The organism is Limimaricola cinnabarinus LL-001 (genome assembly GCF_000466965.1).
GTDB classification, from domain to species: Bacteria; Pseudomonadota; Alphaproteobacteria; order Rhodobacterales; family Rhodobacteraceae; genus Limimaricola; species Limimaricola cinnabarinus.
This window is the reverse complement of the sequence record NZ_BATB01000003.1, coordinates 129,101-144,476: the sequence shown is the minus strand read 5'-3', so window position 1 is coordinate 144,476 and position 15,376 is coordinate 129,101. Positions and strand designations below refer to the sequence as shown.

Below are 15,376 nucleotides of genomic sequence, written 5' to 3'. Positions count from 1 at the left end.
AGATCGGCGCGGCTGCCCCCCCGTGGCGATGGTGCGCAGCACGCGCGAGGTCATGCCGTGGGTGACGAGGATCGCCGGGCCGTCGAGCGAGGCCAGCAGATCCGCGCAGCGCGCCCAGAGCGAAGCGAAGCCCTCGCCGTTCGGGGCACGGGCATAGAAGTCGATGAAATGCTCGCCCGGTGGGCCCGGCCAGCGCGCGTCGATCTGTGCGCGGTCGAGACCCGACCACTCTCCCATGGCGATCTCGCGCAACCTCGGGTCGGTCTCGGGGGTGATGCCGAAGGCCAGTCTCGCGGTCTCGATGGCGCGGCCCTGCGGCGAGCACAGCAGGCGGTGCGTGGCGGGTCCGACGCCGCGCCCCGACAGGCAACGGCCCATGGCGCGAGCCTGCGCCTGCCCCAGCGCCGTCAGGGGCGAATCGCGCCCGCCCTGCATCCGGCGCACCGCATTCCATTCGGTCTCGCCATGCCGCATCACGTAGATTTCGGGGATCCCGGTGCGGGTCGTGGGCGGGGCTGTGGGGTCTGGCATGGGGCGGCCTCTGGCGGGTTCAGGCTGGGGTCGGGCTGGGCGAAGGACCAACCTGCCCGCCCTCGTGGCCGATCGCAAGCCGGCCGCGGCCCGAAGCGTGGGTGCCACGGAGCACTGGACCCGCCCGGCCCGCGCGCCGTAGCAGGGACCGGCAATCAGCCCCGGAGAGCGCATGACCCAGTTTCCCATCGCCGCCGCCATCACCGCGGCCACCGACGACGCAGCCGAGGCGGCCACGCGCGCCGTACCCGCCGCCACGACGCCGCCCGACGACCGCCCGCGCATCGCGGTGACCTCGGCCTTCGCGCCCGAGATCGCGCTTCTCGAATCAGCGGTGGAGGATGCGGAAAGCCGGCGCATCGGCCCCGCGACCTACATCACCGGACGGCTCGAAGGTCGCGAGGTGGTTCTGTTCCTGTCGGGCATCTCGATGGTCAACGCGGCGATGACCACGCAGGCGGCGCTCGATCATTTCAACGTCACGTCGATCCTGTTCTCGGGCATCGCGGGAGGCGTCGACCCGAATCTGCGCATTGGCGACGTGGTGGTGGCCGAGCGCTGGGGCCATTACCTCGAAGGCGCCTTCGCGCGCGAGACCGAAGAGGGCTATGCCCTGCCCGGCTGGATGGGGGCGCCGGTGGCGAATTTCGGCATGATCCACAGCCGCGGCGTCGACGTGGTGCCGCCGGGCGGCACCCTGCCCGAAAGCCGGTTCTGGTTCGACAGCGATCCCGATCTGCTCGAGATTGCGCGCGCGGCGGCCCAGGGGATCGAACTCATGGCCTGCGGCGAGGCTGCCCCACGGGTCATGGTCGGCGGCAATGGCGTCTCGGGGCCGGTATTCATGGACAATGCGGGGTTTCGCGACCACACCTTCGCCTGTTTCGAAGCGCGCGTGCTCGACATGGAGAGCGCCAGCGTCGCGCAGGTAGCCTATGCCAATGCCACGCCCTTCGTGCCTTTCGCTCGCTGTCGGACCTCGCGGGCGGCGGCGACGGGGAGAACGAGATTGCGGCCTTCCTGTCCGTCGCTGCGGGAAACTCGGCCCGGCTGATGCGCGCGGTGCTGGCGCGATTGCCGCAGGCCAAGGGCTGAGACGCAAAAGGCGCGCCCCTCGGAGCGCGCCTTCCGTATCATGGTGGGTGATAAGGGATTTGAACCCCTGACATCTTCGATGTGAACGAAGCGCTCTACCACTGAGCTAATCACCCGTTGGCGCGTCGTTTAGCGATCCCCGCCAAGCGGCGCAAGACCCTCCGGACGGCAATTTCGCGCAAATGCGAAAAGGGCGCCCCGAGGGGCGCCCTGTCGTCGTTCAGTGATGCGCGGCGGTGCCCGCCCCGCTGTCGCGGCCTTCGAGCGCGCGGGCCGCGGCGGCAGCCTCTTCCGCCTCCTCGTCCCACTCGATCGGCTCGGGCTGGCGCACCAGCGCGTGACGCAGAACCTCCGAGACATGGGTCACCGGGATGATCTTCAGCCCGTTCTTCACCACGTCGGGGATCTCGGCGAGATCCTTCTCGTTCTCCTCGGGGATCAGCACCGTCTTGATGCCGCCCCTGAGAGCCGCGAGCAGCTTCTCCTTGAGGCCGCCGATCGGCATGGCGTTGCCGCGCAAGGAGACCTCGCCGGTCATGGCGATGTCCTTGCGGATCGGAATGCCGGTGAGCACCGACACGATCGACGTCACCATGGCGAGGCCGGCCGAGGGGCCGTCTTTCGGCGTTGCGCCATCGGGCACGTGGACGTGGATGTCCATCCGATCGAAACGCGGCGGCTTCACCCCGATCGAAGGCGCGATAGAACGGACATAGCTGGACGCCGCCTCGATCGATTCCTTCATCACGTCACCGAGCTTGCCGGTGGTCTTCATCCGGCCCTTGCCCGGCAGCTTGAGCGCCTCGATGTGCAGAAGGTCGCCGCCCACGGAGGTCCATGCCAGACCCGTGACCACGCCCACCTGATCCTCCTTCTCGGCCAGCCCGTAGCGGAACTGCTTCACGCCGAGATAGTCGTTGAGGTTCTCGGGCGTCACCTCGACGGCCTTGACCTCCTTGCGCACGATCTTGGTCACCGCCTTGCGGGCGATCTTCGACAGCTCGCGCTCGAGGTTCCGCACCCCGGCTTCGCGGGTATAGGTGCGCACCATCTCGGTGAGCGCCGCGTCGTCGATGCTGAACTCGGCCGGTTTCAGCCCGTGGTTCTTGAGAACCTTGGGCAGCAGGTGCTGACGCGCGATCTCGCGCTTTTCCTCCTCGGTGTAGCCGGCGAGAGAGATGATCTCCATCCGGTCGAGCAGCGGCCCCGGCATGTTGTAGGAGTTCGCCGTGGTCAGGAACATCACGTTCGAGAGGTCGTACTCCACCTCGAGGTAGTGATCCGCGAAGGTGCCGTTCTGTTCAGGGTCGAGCACCTCGAGCATCGCGCTCGCGGGATCGCCACGGAAATCCTGACCCATCTTGTCGATCTCATCGAGCAGGATCAGCGGGTTCGAGGTCTTGGCCTTCTTCAGCGCTTGGATGATCTTGCCGGGCATGGAGCCGATATAAGTCCGGCGGTGGCCGCGGATCTCGCTCTCGTCACGCACGCCGCCGAGCGAGATGCGGATGAATTCGCGCCCCGTGGCCTTGGCGACCGATTTGCCCAAGCTCGTCTTGCCGACGCCCGGAGGGCCGACGAGGCACATGATCGGCCCCTTAAGCTTCTTCGAGCGCTGCTGCACCGCCAGATACTCGATGATCCGCTCCTTGACCTTCTCAAGGCCGAAATGATCGTCGTCGAGCACCTTCTGCGCCAGACCGAGATCCTTCTTGGTCTTGGACGGGGTGTTCCACGGAATCGACAGCAGCCAGTCGAGGTAGTTGCGAACGACCGTGGCCTCGGCCGACATCGGGCTCATGTTCTTGAGCTTCTTGATCTCGGCCTCGGCCTTCTCGCGGGCCTCGTCCGACAGCTTGACCTCCGCGACGCGCTTCTCAAGCTCGGCGACCTCGTTCTGGCCGTCCTCGCCGTCGCCCAACTCCTTCTGAATGGCCTTCATCTGCTCATTCAGATAGTATTCGCGCTGAGTGCGCTCCATTTGGGACTTCACGCGGGTCTTGATCTTCTTCTCGACCTGCAGCACCGACATCTCGCCCTGCATCAGGCCATAGACCTTCTCGAGACGCTGCGCGACGTCGAGCGTCTCCAGGAGATCCTGCTTCTGCTTCACATCAATGCCCAAATGGCCTGCGACGAGGTCGGCGAGCTTGGCGGGATCGGTCGCCTCGGTGACGGCCGAAAGCGCCTCTTCGGGGATGTTCTTGCGGATCTTCGAATAACGCTCGAATTCCTGCGCGACGCTCTGCACGAGGGCGGTCACGATCTCGAGGTCGCCCGGCGTTTCGGAGAGATATTCGGCGCGGGCCTCGAAGAAGCTGTCGTTTTCAATGAATTCCGCGATCCGCACCCGCGACTTGCCTTCGACCAGCACCTTCACGGTGCCGTCTGGCAGCTTGAGAAGCTGCAGCACGTTGGCCAGCACGCCGGCCTTGTAGATGCCTTCGGCAGAGGGGTCGTCGACGCCGGGGTCGACCTGGCTCGACAGCAGGATCTGCTTGTCGTCGGCCATGACCTCCTCGAGTGCGCGCACGGACTTTTCGCGGCCCACGAACAGCGGCACGATCATGTGCGGGAACACCACGATGTCGCGCAGAGGCAGCACCGGGTAGGAGGGGCTGAGGGGCTCTTGCATGCTCATTGTATCCTTGTTCTTGGCAAGACGGTCTGACCCCGCTGTGCGGCAGCCTTGTGACCATCTCCTGTCCGGGGTGTTACTTGGGTGATGCGGCCCGCCAGTTCAAGCGCGCCTCGCCCGGCAGTCGCGCCAATGTGGCCCGGCGCGGTGGCGCGGGCAAGATCCGAAGATACCGCCCACGCCGATGTCATGGAAGGCCCGGTCAGGCCGCCCGGCTCTCCTTGAGCGTCGGGTAGTCGAGATAGCCTTCGACGCCGCCGCCGTAATAGGTCGACTGGTCGCCCTCGTTGAGATCGGCATCGACTTCGAGCCGCTCGGCCAGATCGGGGTTGGCGATGTAGGGCCGACCGAAAGCCACGAAGTCGGCCTGACCGCTTCCGACCACGCGAATCGCGGTGGCGCGGCCATAGCCCGCATTGGCGATGTAGGCGCCGTCGAACAGCTCGCGCAGGCGCGCGGTCTGCTGGCCGAGTTCCTGATCGAGATCGCCCTGCGTGCCCGGCTCGACCATGTGGATATAGGCCAGACCGCGACGGCTCAGTTCGGGGATCAGATAGCCGAAGACCGTCATCGGGTCGCTGTCCTTCAGGCCCGCGACCTCGATCAGCGGCGACAGGCGGATGCCGGTGCGGCCCGCACCGTAGACCTCGACCACGGCATCGACCACTTCGAGGATCAGGCGCGCGCGGTTCTCCGGGCTGCCGCCATAGGCGTCGTCGCGCATGTTGGCGCCGTCGCGCAGGAACTGGTCGAGCAGGTAGCCGTTGGCGGCGTGGATCTCGACCATGTCGAAGCCTGCCTCCTTGGCGTTCTGCGCGGCGCGGCGATAATCCTCGACCACGCGCGGCATTTCATCAAGCTCCAGCGCCCGCGGCTCGGAGACATCGACGAAGCCCTCCTCGGTCACGGTCTGCGCTTCGGCCTTGATGGCCGAGGGCGCAACCGGCTTCTGGCCGCCTTCCTGAAGCGATACATGGCTGATCCGGCCGACATGCCAAAGCTGCAGCGCGATCTTGCCGCCTTCGCCATGCACCGCGTTCACCACCTTCTTCCAGCCATCGATCTGCTCGCGGCTATAGATGCCGGGGGTCTGGATATAGCCCTTGCCCTCGGGGGTGATCTGCGTGGCCTCGCTGATGATGAGCCCCGCGCCAGAGCGCTGGCGGTAGTAATCGACATGGATGTCGTAGGGCGCGTCGCCCTCCTTGCTGGCACGGTTGCGGGTCAGCGGTGCCATCAGCACACGGTTCTTCAGCTCGACGTCGCCGAGCGTGCCGGGGGTGAATAGCTTGTCGGTCATTCGTGGGTCCTCTCCGAAGCGGTTCGAGGGGACCTATGCCGCCGCCACGACGCCGCAAGAGGCACGGTCATGCACGAAAGATTGTGCGCTCAAGCACCGTTTTGAGCGGAACCGGTCGAGGCGCGCGAACCGGTTCCCGCTACCCCTTCCGGGGCCTTGCAAATTCGGCCCTGAGCTTCAGAGCCGGTCGATGTCGCCCTCGGCGCGCATCGCGTGAAACCGCGTTTCGAAGTCCGCGAAATCTTGGGCGGCGATGGCGTCGCGCATGCCGCCCATCAGCTCCTGATAATAATGCAAGTTGTGCCAGGTCAGCAGCATACCCGCGATCATCTCCTGGCTGCGCACCACGTGATGGAGATAGGCTCGTGAATAATTGGCGCAGGCCGGGCATGTGCAGGTCTCGTCCAAGGGACGCGGATCGTCGGCGTGGCGCGCGTTGCGCAGGTTGACCTGCCCGCGCCGGGTCCATGCCTGTCCGGTGCGCCCCGAACGCGACGGCAGAACGCAATCCATCATGTCGATGCCGCGTTTCACGGCGCCGACGATGTCGTCGGGCTTGCCCACCCCCATGAGATAGCGCGGCTTGTCCTCGGGTAGTTGCGCGGGCGCGTAGTCTAGACAGCCGAACATCGCCTCCTGCCCCTCGCCCACCGCGAGGCCACCCACCGCGTAACCGTCGAAGCCGACCACGCGCAGCGCCTCAGCGCTTTCCTCGCGCAGGTCGCGCTCCAGCCCGCCCTGCTGAATGCCGAACAGCGCATGGCCGGGCCGGTCGCCGAAGGCGTCGCGCGACCGCTGGGCCCAGCGCATCGACAGGCGCATCGATTCGGCGATGCGGGTGCGGTCGGCGGGCAATGCGGGGCATTCGTCGAAGGTCATGACGATGTCCGAACCCAGAAGTTTCTGGATCTCCATCGAGCGCTCTGGCGTGATCTCGTGCTTCGAGCCGTCGATATGGCTCTTGAAGGTGACACCCTTTTCGGTGAGCTTGCGCAGGCTCGCGAGGCTCATCACCTGAAAGCCGCCGCTGTCGGTCAGGATCGGCCGGTCCCAGTTCATGAACTTGTGCAGCCCGCCAAGCCGGTCGATCCGTTCGGCCGAAGGGCGCAGCATCAGGTGATAGGTGTTGCCCAGCAGGATGTCGGCGCCGGTGGCGCGGACGCTTTCGGGCCTCATCGCCTTGACGGTGGCGGCGGTGCCGACCGGCATGAAGGCGGGCGTGCGGATCTCGCCGCGCGGGGTCGAGATGACCCCGGTGCGGGCGGCGCCATCTGTGGCGTTCAAGGCAAAGGAAAAGTTCATGCTCTGCGCGATAGCGCGCGCCGCGCCGCCGCGCAATCGGCAGGCTTGACGAGCGGCCATCTCATCAATATTTCGAGATTCATGGAACAGACCAGCGCCATCGCGGCCTTCGCCGCCCTCGCCCAGCCTTCGCGGCTCGACGCCTTCCGCCTTTTGATCAAGGCCGGCCCCGATGGCATGGCCGCGGGTGAGATCGCCGCGGCGCTCGGTGCGCGGCAGAACACCATGTCGGCGAACCTGTCGGTGCTGCACGGCGCGGGCCTCGTGCGCAACAGCCGCGAGGGCCGGTCGATCCGCTACTTTGCAAACTTCGATACGACGCGCGAGCTGATCTCCTTCCTGATGGAGGATTGCTGCGGCGGTCGGCCGGAAATCTGCGCCCCCCTGACCGGCATGGCCCCATGCGCGCCTCGAGAGGCGGAATGACCGACACAGCCGGGCAACCGCCCGCCGCGATGGCGGGCTTCGAGCGGCTGCTCAGCCTCTGGGTCGGGCTTGCCATGCTCGGTGGAATCGCTCTGGGCGCCACGACGCCGGGGCTCTTCGCGCTCATCGCCGGGGCCGAGATCGCCTCGATCAACCTCGTGGTCGCGGTGCTGATCTGGGCCATGGTCTATCCGATGATGCTCGGGGTCGATCCCGCCGCGCTGGGCGGCATTGCGCGACAGCCGCGCGGGCTGCTGATCACGCTAGCGGTCAACTGGCTGATCAAGCCGTTCAGCATGGCGCTGCTGGCGCTGCTGTTCTTCGAGCATCTATTTGCCCCCTGGATCGCGCCCGAGGACGCCGCGCAATACGTCGCCGGGCTGATCCTTTTGGGCGCGGCGCCCTGCACCGCGATGGTCTTCGTCTGGTCGCAGCTTGCCCGTGGCGACGCGACCTACACGCTTGTGCAGGTTTCGGTGAACGACCTGATCATGGTCGTGGCCTTCGCGCCGATCGTCGCGCTGCTGCTCGGCGTGACCGAGATCGCCGTGCCGTGGGAGACGCTGGTTCTGGCGACGCTCCTTTACGTGGCGCTGCCGCTCGGCGCGGGCCTGCTGACGCGACGCCTCTTGCGCGGCCCCGAGCGCATCGCCCGGGTTCAGGCAAGGGTGAAGCCGGTTTCGGCGATGGGGCTCATCGCCACCGTGGCGATCCTGTTCGGCTTGCAGGGCGAGGTGATCCTCGATCGGCCGTTGATCATCGCGCTGATCGCCGTGCCGATCCTGATCCAGAGCTACGGCATCTTTGCCATCGCCTATGCCGCGGCCTATGCGCTGAAGGTGCCGCACCGCATCGCCGCTCCCTGCGCCCTGATCGGCACCTCGAACTTCTTCGAACTGGCGGTCGCGGTGGCGATCAGCCTGTTCGGCCTGCACTCCGGCGCCGCGCTCGCCACTGTGGTCGGCGTGCTCGTCGAGGTGCCGGTGATGCTGTCGTTGGTGGCCTTCGCCAACCGCACCCGCCAGCAATTCGCGACGGTCTGAGCCATGGCGGTGGTGGTCGCGTCCCCGGATCCGCGAATACCCCCCCGCGCTCTTTACCAATCGGCCCGCTTTTCCTATATGATCGCTCAGGTATCGGCGCCGCCAAAGCGCGCCCCGCTCCAGCCCAAGGACAGCCCATGCCCGACACCCAACTCGAAGGCACGCCGCTGATCGCGCCCTCCACGACCGACCATCCGCTCTATGATCAGGTGGTCGAGGCGTGCCGCTCGGTCTACGATCCCGAGATCCCGGTGAACATCTATGACCTCGGTCTCGTCTACACGATCCACATCGACGCCGAGAGCGCGGTGAACGTGAAGATGTCGCTGACCGCCCCCGGCTGCCCCGTCGCAGGCGAGATGCCCGGCTGGGTCGCCGACGCCGTAGGTGCCGTGCCGGGCGTGAAGCAGGTGGACGTGGATCTGGTCTGGGAGCCGCAATGGGGCATGGAAATGATGTCCGACGAGGCGCGGCTGGAGCTGGGCTTCATGTGATCGCGAGGCCCCGCAAGGGTCGCGAACGAGGGCGCCTTCGGCGCCCTTTTTCATGGGCGTGACGCCGCGATCCTGTGCTGTGGCGCATAGATAGGGAACCGCACCGCCCTCCCCCGGTTTGCCTCTCATGCCCGTGATGCCCCTCGCCCCCCGCCACTGGATCGCCGTCGCCCTGATCTGGATCGTGGCCGCCTGCGCCGCGACCGCGCAGGAGAGCACCGCCTTCTTCGAGATCGAAAGCCTCAACGAGGGCCTCGGCCCGCCGCCAGAGGATCTCGACCGCGCCACGCCGCAATCGACGATGGAAGCACTGCTCGATCTGGTGCGCGAGGGTGACCGCATGGCGGCGGCGCATCTTCTCGACCTGTCGGACATCGCCACCGAGGAACAGGCGGCCAAGGGCCCGCGCCTTGCCGCCGATCTCGTTCAGGTGCTTGATCGCAAAGCGGTGATCAACTGGTCCGACCTGCTCGAACGCCCCGACGCGCTCGAGACGCGCGGCAGCTCGGACAACCCGGTGGCGGGTCAGCCGCAGCGTTCGATCCTCATCGACATCGTCGACCTCGAAACCCGCCCCGTGGCGCTTCGGCTCAACCGTGTGAAACCCGTGGACGGATCGCCGGTCTGGGTCTTCTCCAGCCAGACCGTCGCCAACATTCCGGCCCTGCACGCGCTCTACGGCCCGACATGGATCGAGGAGGAGCTCCCCCCATCGTGGCGCGAGGAGGCGGCATGGGGGCTGATGCGCTGGGAGCTCGTCGGCCTGCCGCTGCTCATCGGGCTCGCGACGCTGGCGGGGCTTCTCGTCGGGCGGTTGCAGGCGGCCGTGGCGGCGCGGGTGCGCAGTCGGACGCTCACCGACATCCTGCGCGCCACGCGAACGCCGATCATCGTCGCGGTCGTCACCGGCACGGCGGCGCTCGTCACCGATGCGATCTTCATCTTCTCTGGCAAGATCGACACCGTGCTGACGCCGCTCATCGTGTTAGGCTTCACCGCGGCGGCGATCCTCTTCGTGCTCAACGGCGTCGACGCGGTGCTCAACCGGATCGTGCCCTTCGACGACGACAACCTGTTCGACGCCAACATGGAGGACCGTCGCAACCTCGCCACCCGCATCGCCGCCGGGCGGCGCATCCTGATCGTGCTGATCGTGATCGTGGGCGGCGGCGTGGTGCTGTCGGAGGCGAACCTGACCAGCGCGCTGGGCCTGTCGCTCCTGGCCTCGGCCGGGGCGCTGACCCTGCTGATCGGCTTTGCCGCGCGCCATATCCTCGGCAACATCCTTGCCAGCCTGCAGATCGCGATGAACCGCTCGGCCAAGATCGGCGACACGGTCCTTTACCGCGACTACTGGTGCAACGTGGAGCGGATCAACTTCACCTATGTGCAGCTGCGCAGCTGGACCGGGGCGCGAATCGTGGCCCCCGTTTCGGAGTTCGTGAACGAACCCTTCGAGAACTGGACCATGCGCGAGCCGTCGATCATCCGGCAGGTCGAGATCCGTCTGGCGCATGACGCCGCGGTGGCCCCTCTGCGCAAGGCCTTCTACGAGTTCGTTGACAAGGGCGACATCGAAGGGCTTGGCGAGCGGGATTCGCATATGGTGCTCACCACCGGCCATGACGTGTTCGGCAAGACCGTGACCTTCTGCGTCGCCTGCGCGGATGCCAACAGCTCATGGACCGCCTCCTGCGCGATGCGAGAGGCGCTTCTGGAGCGCATGGCCGAGATGCAGGCCGATGGCAGGCCGATGTTTCCGAAGGTGACACCGGCCGAGAGCGCGTGAGTGCGCCTTGAGACGGGCGCGCCCTGCCCTTATGTTGGAAGCGAGCCCAGACAGGAGGCACGCATGTTCTCGATCCCCGGCAAGCAGGCCGTCAGCATTTCCCCCGCCGCCGCCCGTCAGATCGCCCGGCTGATGGAGAGAGGTGGCCATGCGGGGCTGCGCATCGGCCTCAAGAAAGGCGGCTGCGCCGGCATGGAATACACCATGGACTATGTCGACGAAGCCGATCCCAACGACGAGACGGTTGATCAGGACGGCGCGCGAGTGATGATCGCGCCGATGGCGCAGATGTTCCTGTTCGGCACCGAGATCGACTACGAGACCTCGCTTTTGGAATCCGGCTTCAAGTTCCGCAACCCGAACGTCGAGGACGCCTGCGGCTGCGGCGAATCGATCAAGTTCAAGGATGTCACGGAGCTGACCGCCGCGCGTCAGAGCGGCTGAGCCACGAAACGCATCGCCTGCGCGGGGGCCGGTTCCGAAAGGGGCCGGCCCCTCGGCTTTTGCCATCGGCGCATATGGTCTACACAGGCGCAACTCTTCTCACACGAAAGGACGACACATGCGTCGCAAACTTGTCGCGGGCAATTGGAAGATGAATGGCACCAACGCCGATCTCAAGGAGATCGAGGCGCTGGGCATCGCATGGGCGGCGCCGCGCGTCGACATCGTGGTCTGCCCCCCCGCGACGCTGGTTTCGCGCATGGCTTTCGCGCTCGGCGGTCAGCGATCCGCGTCGGTGGTCAGGACTGCCACGCCGAGGCCAGCGGCGCGCATACCGGTGACATCTCGGCGGAGATGCTCAAGGAGTCAGGGGCGCGCTATGTCATCCTCGGCCATTCGGAGCGCCGCGCCGATCACCACGAGACCGACGAGATGGTCCGGGCCAAGACCGAGATGGCGCACAAGACGGGCCTCACCGCCATCGTCTGCCTGGGCGAAACCGATGCGCAGCGCGAGGCGGGCGAGACGCTCGACATCGTGGCGGCGCAGCTCGCGGGTTCGCTGCCCGATGGCGCCACCGGCGCCAACACCGTCGTCGCCTACGAGCCGATCTGGGCCATCGGCACCGGCAAGGTGCCGAGCCTCGAACAGATCGGCGAGGTGCATGAAGCGCTGCGCACGAAGCTGCGCGAGCGGTTCGGCGACGAGGCCGACGCGATCCGGCTGCTCTATGGCGGCTCGGTCAAGCCCGACAACGCCGCCGAAATCTTCGGCGGGGCCGATGTCGACGGCGCGCTGGTCGGCGGGGCGAGCCTGAAATCGACCGACTTCTCGCCGATCATCTCGGCACTCGAATCCTCGCTCTGAGCGAGACGCCGGTCAAAAAAGAAAGGGCGCCCCTCGGGGCGCCCTTTGTCGTTCGAGGCTGTCTCGCCTCAGTTCACGATGATCTCGGGTCCCATTGCCGCGTTGGGCAGGGCGGTGGAAATCCACGGCACGTAGGTGACGATGATCAGGAACACGAAAAGTACCGCGAGGAACGGCAATGCCGCACGCACCACGCCCATCACCGACATCCCCGCGACGCCCGAGGTCACGAAGAGGTTGAGGCCGACGGGGGGCGTGATCATGCCGATTTCCATGTTCACCACCATGATGATGCCCAGATGGATCGGGTCGATGCCAAGCTGGATCGCGATCGGGAAGACCAGCGGCGCGACGATCACCAGAAGCCCCGAAGGCTCCATGAACTGGCCGCCGATCAGCAGGATCACGTTGACTACGATCAGGAAGGTGATGGGCCCCAGACCCGCGCCGAGTAGCGCGCTGGCGATGTGCTGCGGGATCTGCTCGTCGGTCAGCACGTGCTTGAGGATCAGCGCGTTGGCGATGATGAACATCAGCACGATGGTCAGCTTTCCTGCCTCGAACAGGGTCTTGCGCGTGTCGCGGTGAATGAACCCGGTGCCGAGTGCCCATGGCGCCCGGTAGAGCGGCGTCGGCCTGCCGCCCTTTTCCTTCGCCGCCAGCGGCCCCATGTCGCGATAGACGAATGTGGCGACGATGAAGGCATAGACGGCGGCGACGGCGGCGGCCTCGGTCGGGGTGAAGGCCCCCGGCGCCCAGACGATCGGGAAGCTGGCGGAGAAGTCGATCCACGGGTGGCCATAGATGCCGCCCATGATGATCGCGATCAGGAACAGCCCCCAGAAGGCATCGCGGAAGCTGGCCCAGATCTCGCCCCAGCCGAGCCATTCGCCCGCGGGCATGTCCTTGATCCGGGCCATCACGTAGATGGTGACCATCAGCATGACGCCCGCGAGAAGGCCGGGGATCACGCCCGCGAGGAACATCCGTCCCACCGACACATCGGTAGCCGAGGCATAGACCACCATCACGATCGAGGGCGGGATCAGGATGCCCAGCGTGCCGGCGTTGCAGATCACACCGGCGGCGAAATCGCGGGTGTAGCCCACCTGCCGCATCGCCGCGATGACGATCGAGCCGATGGCCACCACGGTTGCGGGAGACGAGCCCGAAAGTGCTGCGAACATCATGCAGGCCAGAACGCCCGCGATGGCGAGACCGCCCTTGAAGTGGCCGACGCAGGCGATGGCGAAGCGGATGATCCGCTGCGCCACGCCGCCCGTCGACATGAAGGACGAGGCGAGGATGAAGAACGGGATCGCCAGAAGCGAGGGGTGGCCCGCCATGGACTGGTAGAGCGACTGCGCGATCGAGGCCAGCGAGGTCTCGGAGAACAGCAGCTGGAAGACGATCGAGGACAGGCCCAGCGCGATGGCGATGGGCACGCCGATCAGCAACAGGCCGACGATCATCAGGAAGAGAAAGACGACTTCCATGGTCAGGAGAGCTCCCGGTTGAGATGCGCGGCGTCGGCGACCGCGTCTTCGGCTTCGTGGCTGACGATCAGGCTTTCGGATTCGCCCTTCCAGACGCGGATCGTGGCCTGGATCAGGCGGAACAGGATCAGCGCGGCCGAGATCGGCAGGATCAGATAGGGGATCACCCGCGGCATCTTGGAGTAGCGCTCGTCGTAGTTGATCCAGCCTTCGAGAAAGCGCAGCCAGTCGAACATCGGGATCTGGTCGGTCTCGAAATAGGACGTGGTGCGGGCGGCCGTGTCAAAGCCGGTGGGCAGCCATGTGCCGGTGGTCTTGGGCAGGTCCGCGAACGGCGCCCAATAGTCCCACGCCCCCTTGAGGAGCAGCACGCCGTAAGCCAGCGATGCGGCGCAGGCGATCAGCGCCACGACGCGGCGACCACGTTTGGGAAGCAGGTTGATGACGGCGTCGACCCCGAGATGCGCGGTGATCTTGAAGCCGTAGGCGATGCCGAACAGCACCAGCCATGCAAACAGCGTCAGCACCGTCTCCAGGCTCCAGATGATGGAGCTGTTGAAGCCGTATCGCATGATGACGTTGGTACAGGTGAGCAGCGTCATCACGCCGAGCAGGAAGGCGATGGTGCCTTCCTCGAACTCCTCGACGAAGCGGGCGAAGCGGCCCTTGTCGGGCCTGTTGTGGACGGCGTTCATCCCCCGTGTCCCCTCAAGTTGCGGTGTTGCGGATATGCGAGGGGCCGGGCCGCACGGCGGCGGCCCGGCCCCTGCCCGGTCAGTCTAGATTACTTGCCCGCGGTCTGGGCGGCCTCGATCATGTCGGCGCCGACCTCTTCCTCGAACTGTGCCCAGACCGGCTTCATGGTCTCGACCCAAGCCGCGCGCTGCTCTTCGCTCAGCTCGCGGATCTCGCCACCGGCGTCGATGATCGCCTGACGGGCTTCTTCGTCGACCTGCGTGACGGCGGCGTTGCGCTCGGCGGTCACTTCCTCGGCGATGGTCACCAGCTGCTCGCGCACTTCCGGATCGAGGCTGTCGAGGAAATCGACGCTCGCCACGAGCATGTAGTCGAGCACGCCGTGGTTGGTTTCGGTGATGCCGTCCTGCACTTCGAAGAACTTCTGGCCGTAGATGTTGGACCAGGTGTTCTCCTGACCGTCGACGACGCCGGTCTGCAGCGCACCGTAGACCTCGGCGAAGGCCATCGGCTGCGGGCTGGCGCCGAGCGCCTCCATCTGGGCCACGAGCACGTCGGAGGGCTGGACGCGGAACTTGAGGCCTTGGGCATCGGTCGGCTCCAGCAGCGGCTTGTTGGCCGACATCTGCTTCATGCCGTTGTGCCAGAAGCCCAGACCCTGCACGCCGCGGCGCTGCATCTTATCGAGCATCTCCTGACCCGGCTCGGACGCCTGGAACGCGTCCACGGCGGCGATGTCATCGAACAGGAACGGCAGGTCGAACAGGCGGTAGGCTTTGGTGATGCTCTCGAACAGCGACAGCGACGGCGCGGCCATCTGCACGTCGCCGCGCAGCATCGCCTCGATCACCTGCTCGTCGGTATAGAGCGTGGAGTTCGGGAAGACCTCCATGCACATGGTGCCTTCCATCTCCTCGTTGACGCGGGTCTTGAGAAGCTCGGCGGCGATCCCCTTGGGGTGCTTGTCGGTGTTGGTGACGTGGCTGAACTTCACCACGGTCTCGCCGTTGTCGCAGCCCATCGGGTCGGCCTGCGCGGCCTGCGAAGCGATGGCGAGAGCGGCCGCGGTGACGGCGAGCGAAAGATACTTCATGTGTCTCCTCCCAGAGGACCTTGTTTCTTGTGAGCCGAGAAAACAGGCAGAGATGCCGCCACTCAAGCTGGAAACCGCCCAAGGCAATGACTGGTAAAAATTGCTTACCGGACAAAGGTTTGCTGCCTGCAATTCAGGAAATCATCCGATGGGATGAGAAGG

At 66.1% G+C, this 15,376-nt stretch carries 13 protein-coding genes, 1 tRNA gene and 1 pseudogene; 7 read left to right on the top strand and 8 right to left on the bottom strand.

Annotated features, from left to right (window positions below; translation table 11 throughout):
- Nucleotides 1–531: histidine phosphatase family protein (locus tag MBELCI_RS02465; RefSeq protein WP_045319609.1), on the bottom strand; the 531-nt coding region annotated here is incomplete at its 3' end.
- 172 nt (nt 532–703) lie between these two features.
- Between MBELCI_RS02465 and MBELCI_RS02460 the strand changes: the two genes are divergently transcribed.
- Nucleotides 704–1,585 carry a 5'-methylthioadenosine/S-adenosylhomocysteine nucleosidase gene (locus tag MBELCI_RS02460; RefSeq protein WP_021692563.1) on the top strand — a complete coding sequence of 294 codons (882 nt, stop codon included), beginning with the start codon at nt 704–706 and terminating at the stop codon, nt 1,583–1,585.
- Between the two features lie 82 nt (nt 1,586–1,667).
- Here MBELCI_RS02460 and MBELCI_RS02455 read toward each other — a convergent pair.
- The 4 genes from MBELCI_RS02455 to tgt all read right to left on the bottom strand — a co-directional run bounded on the left by MBELCI_RS02455 (nt 1,668) and on the right by tgt (nt 6,866).
- Nucleotides 1,668–1,742 (bottom strand) — tRNA-Val (locus MBELCI_RS02455).
- 104 nt (nt 1,743–1,846) lie between these two features.
- Nucleotides 1,847–4,261: an endopeptidase La gene (lon, locus tag MBELCI_RS02450; protein WP_045319591.1), complete on the bottom strand. Its 2,415-nt coding sequence runs from the start codon at nt 4,259–4,261 to the stop codon at nt 1,847–1,849.
- A gap of 205 nt (nt 4,262–4,466) precedes the next feature.
- Entirely contained in the window at nt 4,467–5,564 is a 1,098-nt protein-coding gene (locus MBELCI_RS02445; RefSeq protein ID WP_021692561.1) for an alkene reductase, read from the bottom strand.
- Between the two features lie 177 nt (nt 5,565–5,741).
- Nucleotides 5,742–6,866: a tRNA guanosine(34) transglycosylase Tgt gene (tgt, locus tag MBELCI_RS02440; RefSeq protein WP_045319608.1), complete on the bottom strand. Its 1,125-nt coding sequence runs from the start codon at nt 6,864–6,866 to the stop codon at nt 5,742–5,744.
- Between the two features lie 81 nt (nt 6,867–6,947).
- Between tgt and MBELCI_RS02435 the strand changes: the two genes are divergently transcribed.
- The 6 genes and pseudogenes from MBELCI_RS02435 to tpiA all read left to right on the top strand — a co-directional run bounded on the left by MBELCI_RS02435 (nt 6,948) and on the right by tpiA (nt 11,929).
- Nucleotides 6,948–7,292 (top strand): ArsR/SmtB family transcription factor, encoded by a 345-nt coding sequence (locus MBELCI_RS02435; RefSeq protein WP_045319590.1) that lies wholly within the window; start codon nt 6,948–6,950, stop codon nt 7,290–7,292.
- A 29-nt stretch (nt 7,293–7,321) separates the two neighbouring features.
- Nucleotides 7,322–8,335 carry an ACR3 family arsenite efflux transporter gene (gene arsB / locus MBELCI_RS02430; RefSeq protein ID WP_200861245.1) on the top strand — a complete coding sequence of 338 codons (1,014 nt, stop codon included), beginning with the start codon at nt 7,322–7,324 and terminating at the stop codon, nt 8,333–8,335.
- Between the two features lie 137 nt (nt 8,336–8,472).
- The gene (locus MBELCI_RS02425) at nt 8,473–8,829 is read left to right on the top strand and encodes an SUF system Fe-S cluster assembly protein (RefSeq protein ID WP_021692558.1); all 357 of its coding nucleotides are present in this window, start codon (nt 8,473–8,475) and stop codon (nt 8,827–8,829) included.
- A 127-nt stretch (nt 8,830–8,956) separates the two neighbouring features.
- Nucleotides 8,957–10,618, top strand: a complete 1,662-nt coding sequence (locus MBELCI_RS02420) for a mechanosensitive ion channel family protein (RefSeq protein WP_045319589.1) — start codon at nt 8,957–8,959, stop codon at nt 10,616–10,618.
- A 63-nt stretch (nt 10,619–10,681) separates the two neighbouring features.
- Nucleotides 10,682–11,062, top strand: a complete 381-nt coding sequence (locus MBELCI_RS02415) for a HesB/IscA family protein (protein WP_021692556.1) — start codon at nt 10,682–10,684, stop codon at nt 11,060–11,062.
- A 118-nt stretch (nt 11,063–11,180) separates the two neighbouring features.
- A pseudogene (gene tpiA / locus MBELCI_RS02410) lies at nt 11,181–11,929 on the top strand (triose-phosphate isomerase).
- A gap of 68 nt (nt 11,930–11,997) precedes the next feature.
- On the opposite strand, the gene MBELCI_RS02405 reads toward tpiA, so the two are convergent.
- The 3 genes from MBELCI_RS02405 to MBELCI_RS02395 form a co-directional block, all read right to left on the bottom strand.
- On the bottom strand, nt 11,998–13,425 hold the full coding sequence (locus tag MBELCI_RS02405; RefSeq protein WP_021692554.1) for a TRAP transporter large permease: 1,428 nt from the start codon (nt 13,423–13,425) through the stop codon (nt 11,998–12,000).
- Nucleotides 13,426–13,427: 2 nt separating this feature from the next.
- The gene (locus MBELCI_RS02400) at nt 13,428–14,120 is read right to left on the bottom strand and encodes a TRAP transporter small permease (protein ID WP_021692553.1); all 693 of its coding nucleotides are present in this window, start codon (nt 14,118–14,120) and stop codon (nt 13,428–13,430) included.
- Nucleotides 14,121–14,209: 89 nt separating this feature from the next.
- The gene (locus MBELCI_RS02395) at nt 14,210–15,214 is read right to left on the bottom strand and encodes a DctP family TRAP transporter solute-binding subunit (protein ID WP_021692552.1); all 1,005 of its coding nucleotides are present in this window, start codon (nt 15,212–15,214) and stop codon (nt 14,210–14,212) included.
- Nucleotides 15,215–15,376 lie beyond the last annotated feature (162 nt).

Coding starts and splice junctions, on each gene's coding strand:
- arsB (WP_200861245.1), top strand. CDS start 7,322: ATGGCGGGCTTCGAGCGGCTGCTCAGCCTCTGGGTCGGGCTTGCCATG.
- MBELCI_RS02405 (WP_021692554.1), bottom strand. CDS start 13,425: ATGGAAGTCGTCTTTCTCTTCCTGATGATCGTCGGCCTGTTGCTGATC.
- MBELCI_RS02415 (WP_021692556.1), top strand. CDS start 10,682: ATGTTCTCGATCCCCGGCAAGCAGGCCGTCAGCATTTCCCCCGCCGCC.
- MBELCI_RS02425 (WP_021692558.1), top strand. CDS start 8,473: ATGCCCGACACCCAACTCGAAGGCACGCCGCTGATCGCGCCCTCCACG.
- MBELCI_RS02395 (WP_021692552.1), bottom strand. CDS start 15,214: ATGAAGTATCTTTCGCTCGCCGTCACCGCGGCCGCTCTCGCCATCGCT.
- lon (WP_045319591.1), bottom strand. CDS start 4,261: ATGCAAGAGCCCCTCAGCCCCTCCTACCCGGTGCTGCCTCTGCGCGAC.
- MBELCI_RS02460 (WP_021692563.1), top strand. CDS start 704: ATGACCCAGTTTCCCATCGCCGCCGCCATCACCGCGGCCACCGACGAC.
- MBELCI_RS02435 (WP_045319590.1), top strand. CDS start 6,948: ATGGAACAGACCAGCGCCATCGCGGCCTTCGCCGCCCTCGCCCAGCCT.
- MBELCI_RS02400 (WP_021692553.1), bottom strand. CDS start 14,120: ATGAACGCCGTCCACAACAGGCCCGACAAGGGCCGCTTCGCCCGCTTC.
- tgt (WP_045319608.1), bottom strand. CDS start 6,866: ATGAACTTTTCCTTTGCCTTGAACGCCACAGATGGCGCCGCCCGCACC.
- MBELCI_RS02445 (WP_021692561.1), bottom strand. CDS start 5,564: ATGACCGACAAGCTATTCACCCCCGGCACGCTCGGCGACGTCGAGCTG.
- MBELCI_RS02420 (WP_045319589.1), top strand. CDS start 8,957: ATGCCCGTGATGCCCCTCGCCCCCCGCCACTGGATCGCCGTCGCCCTG.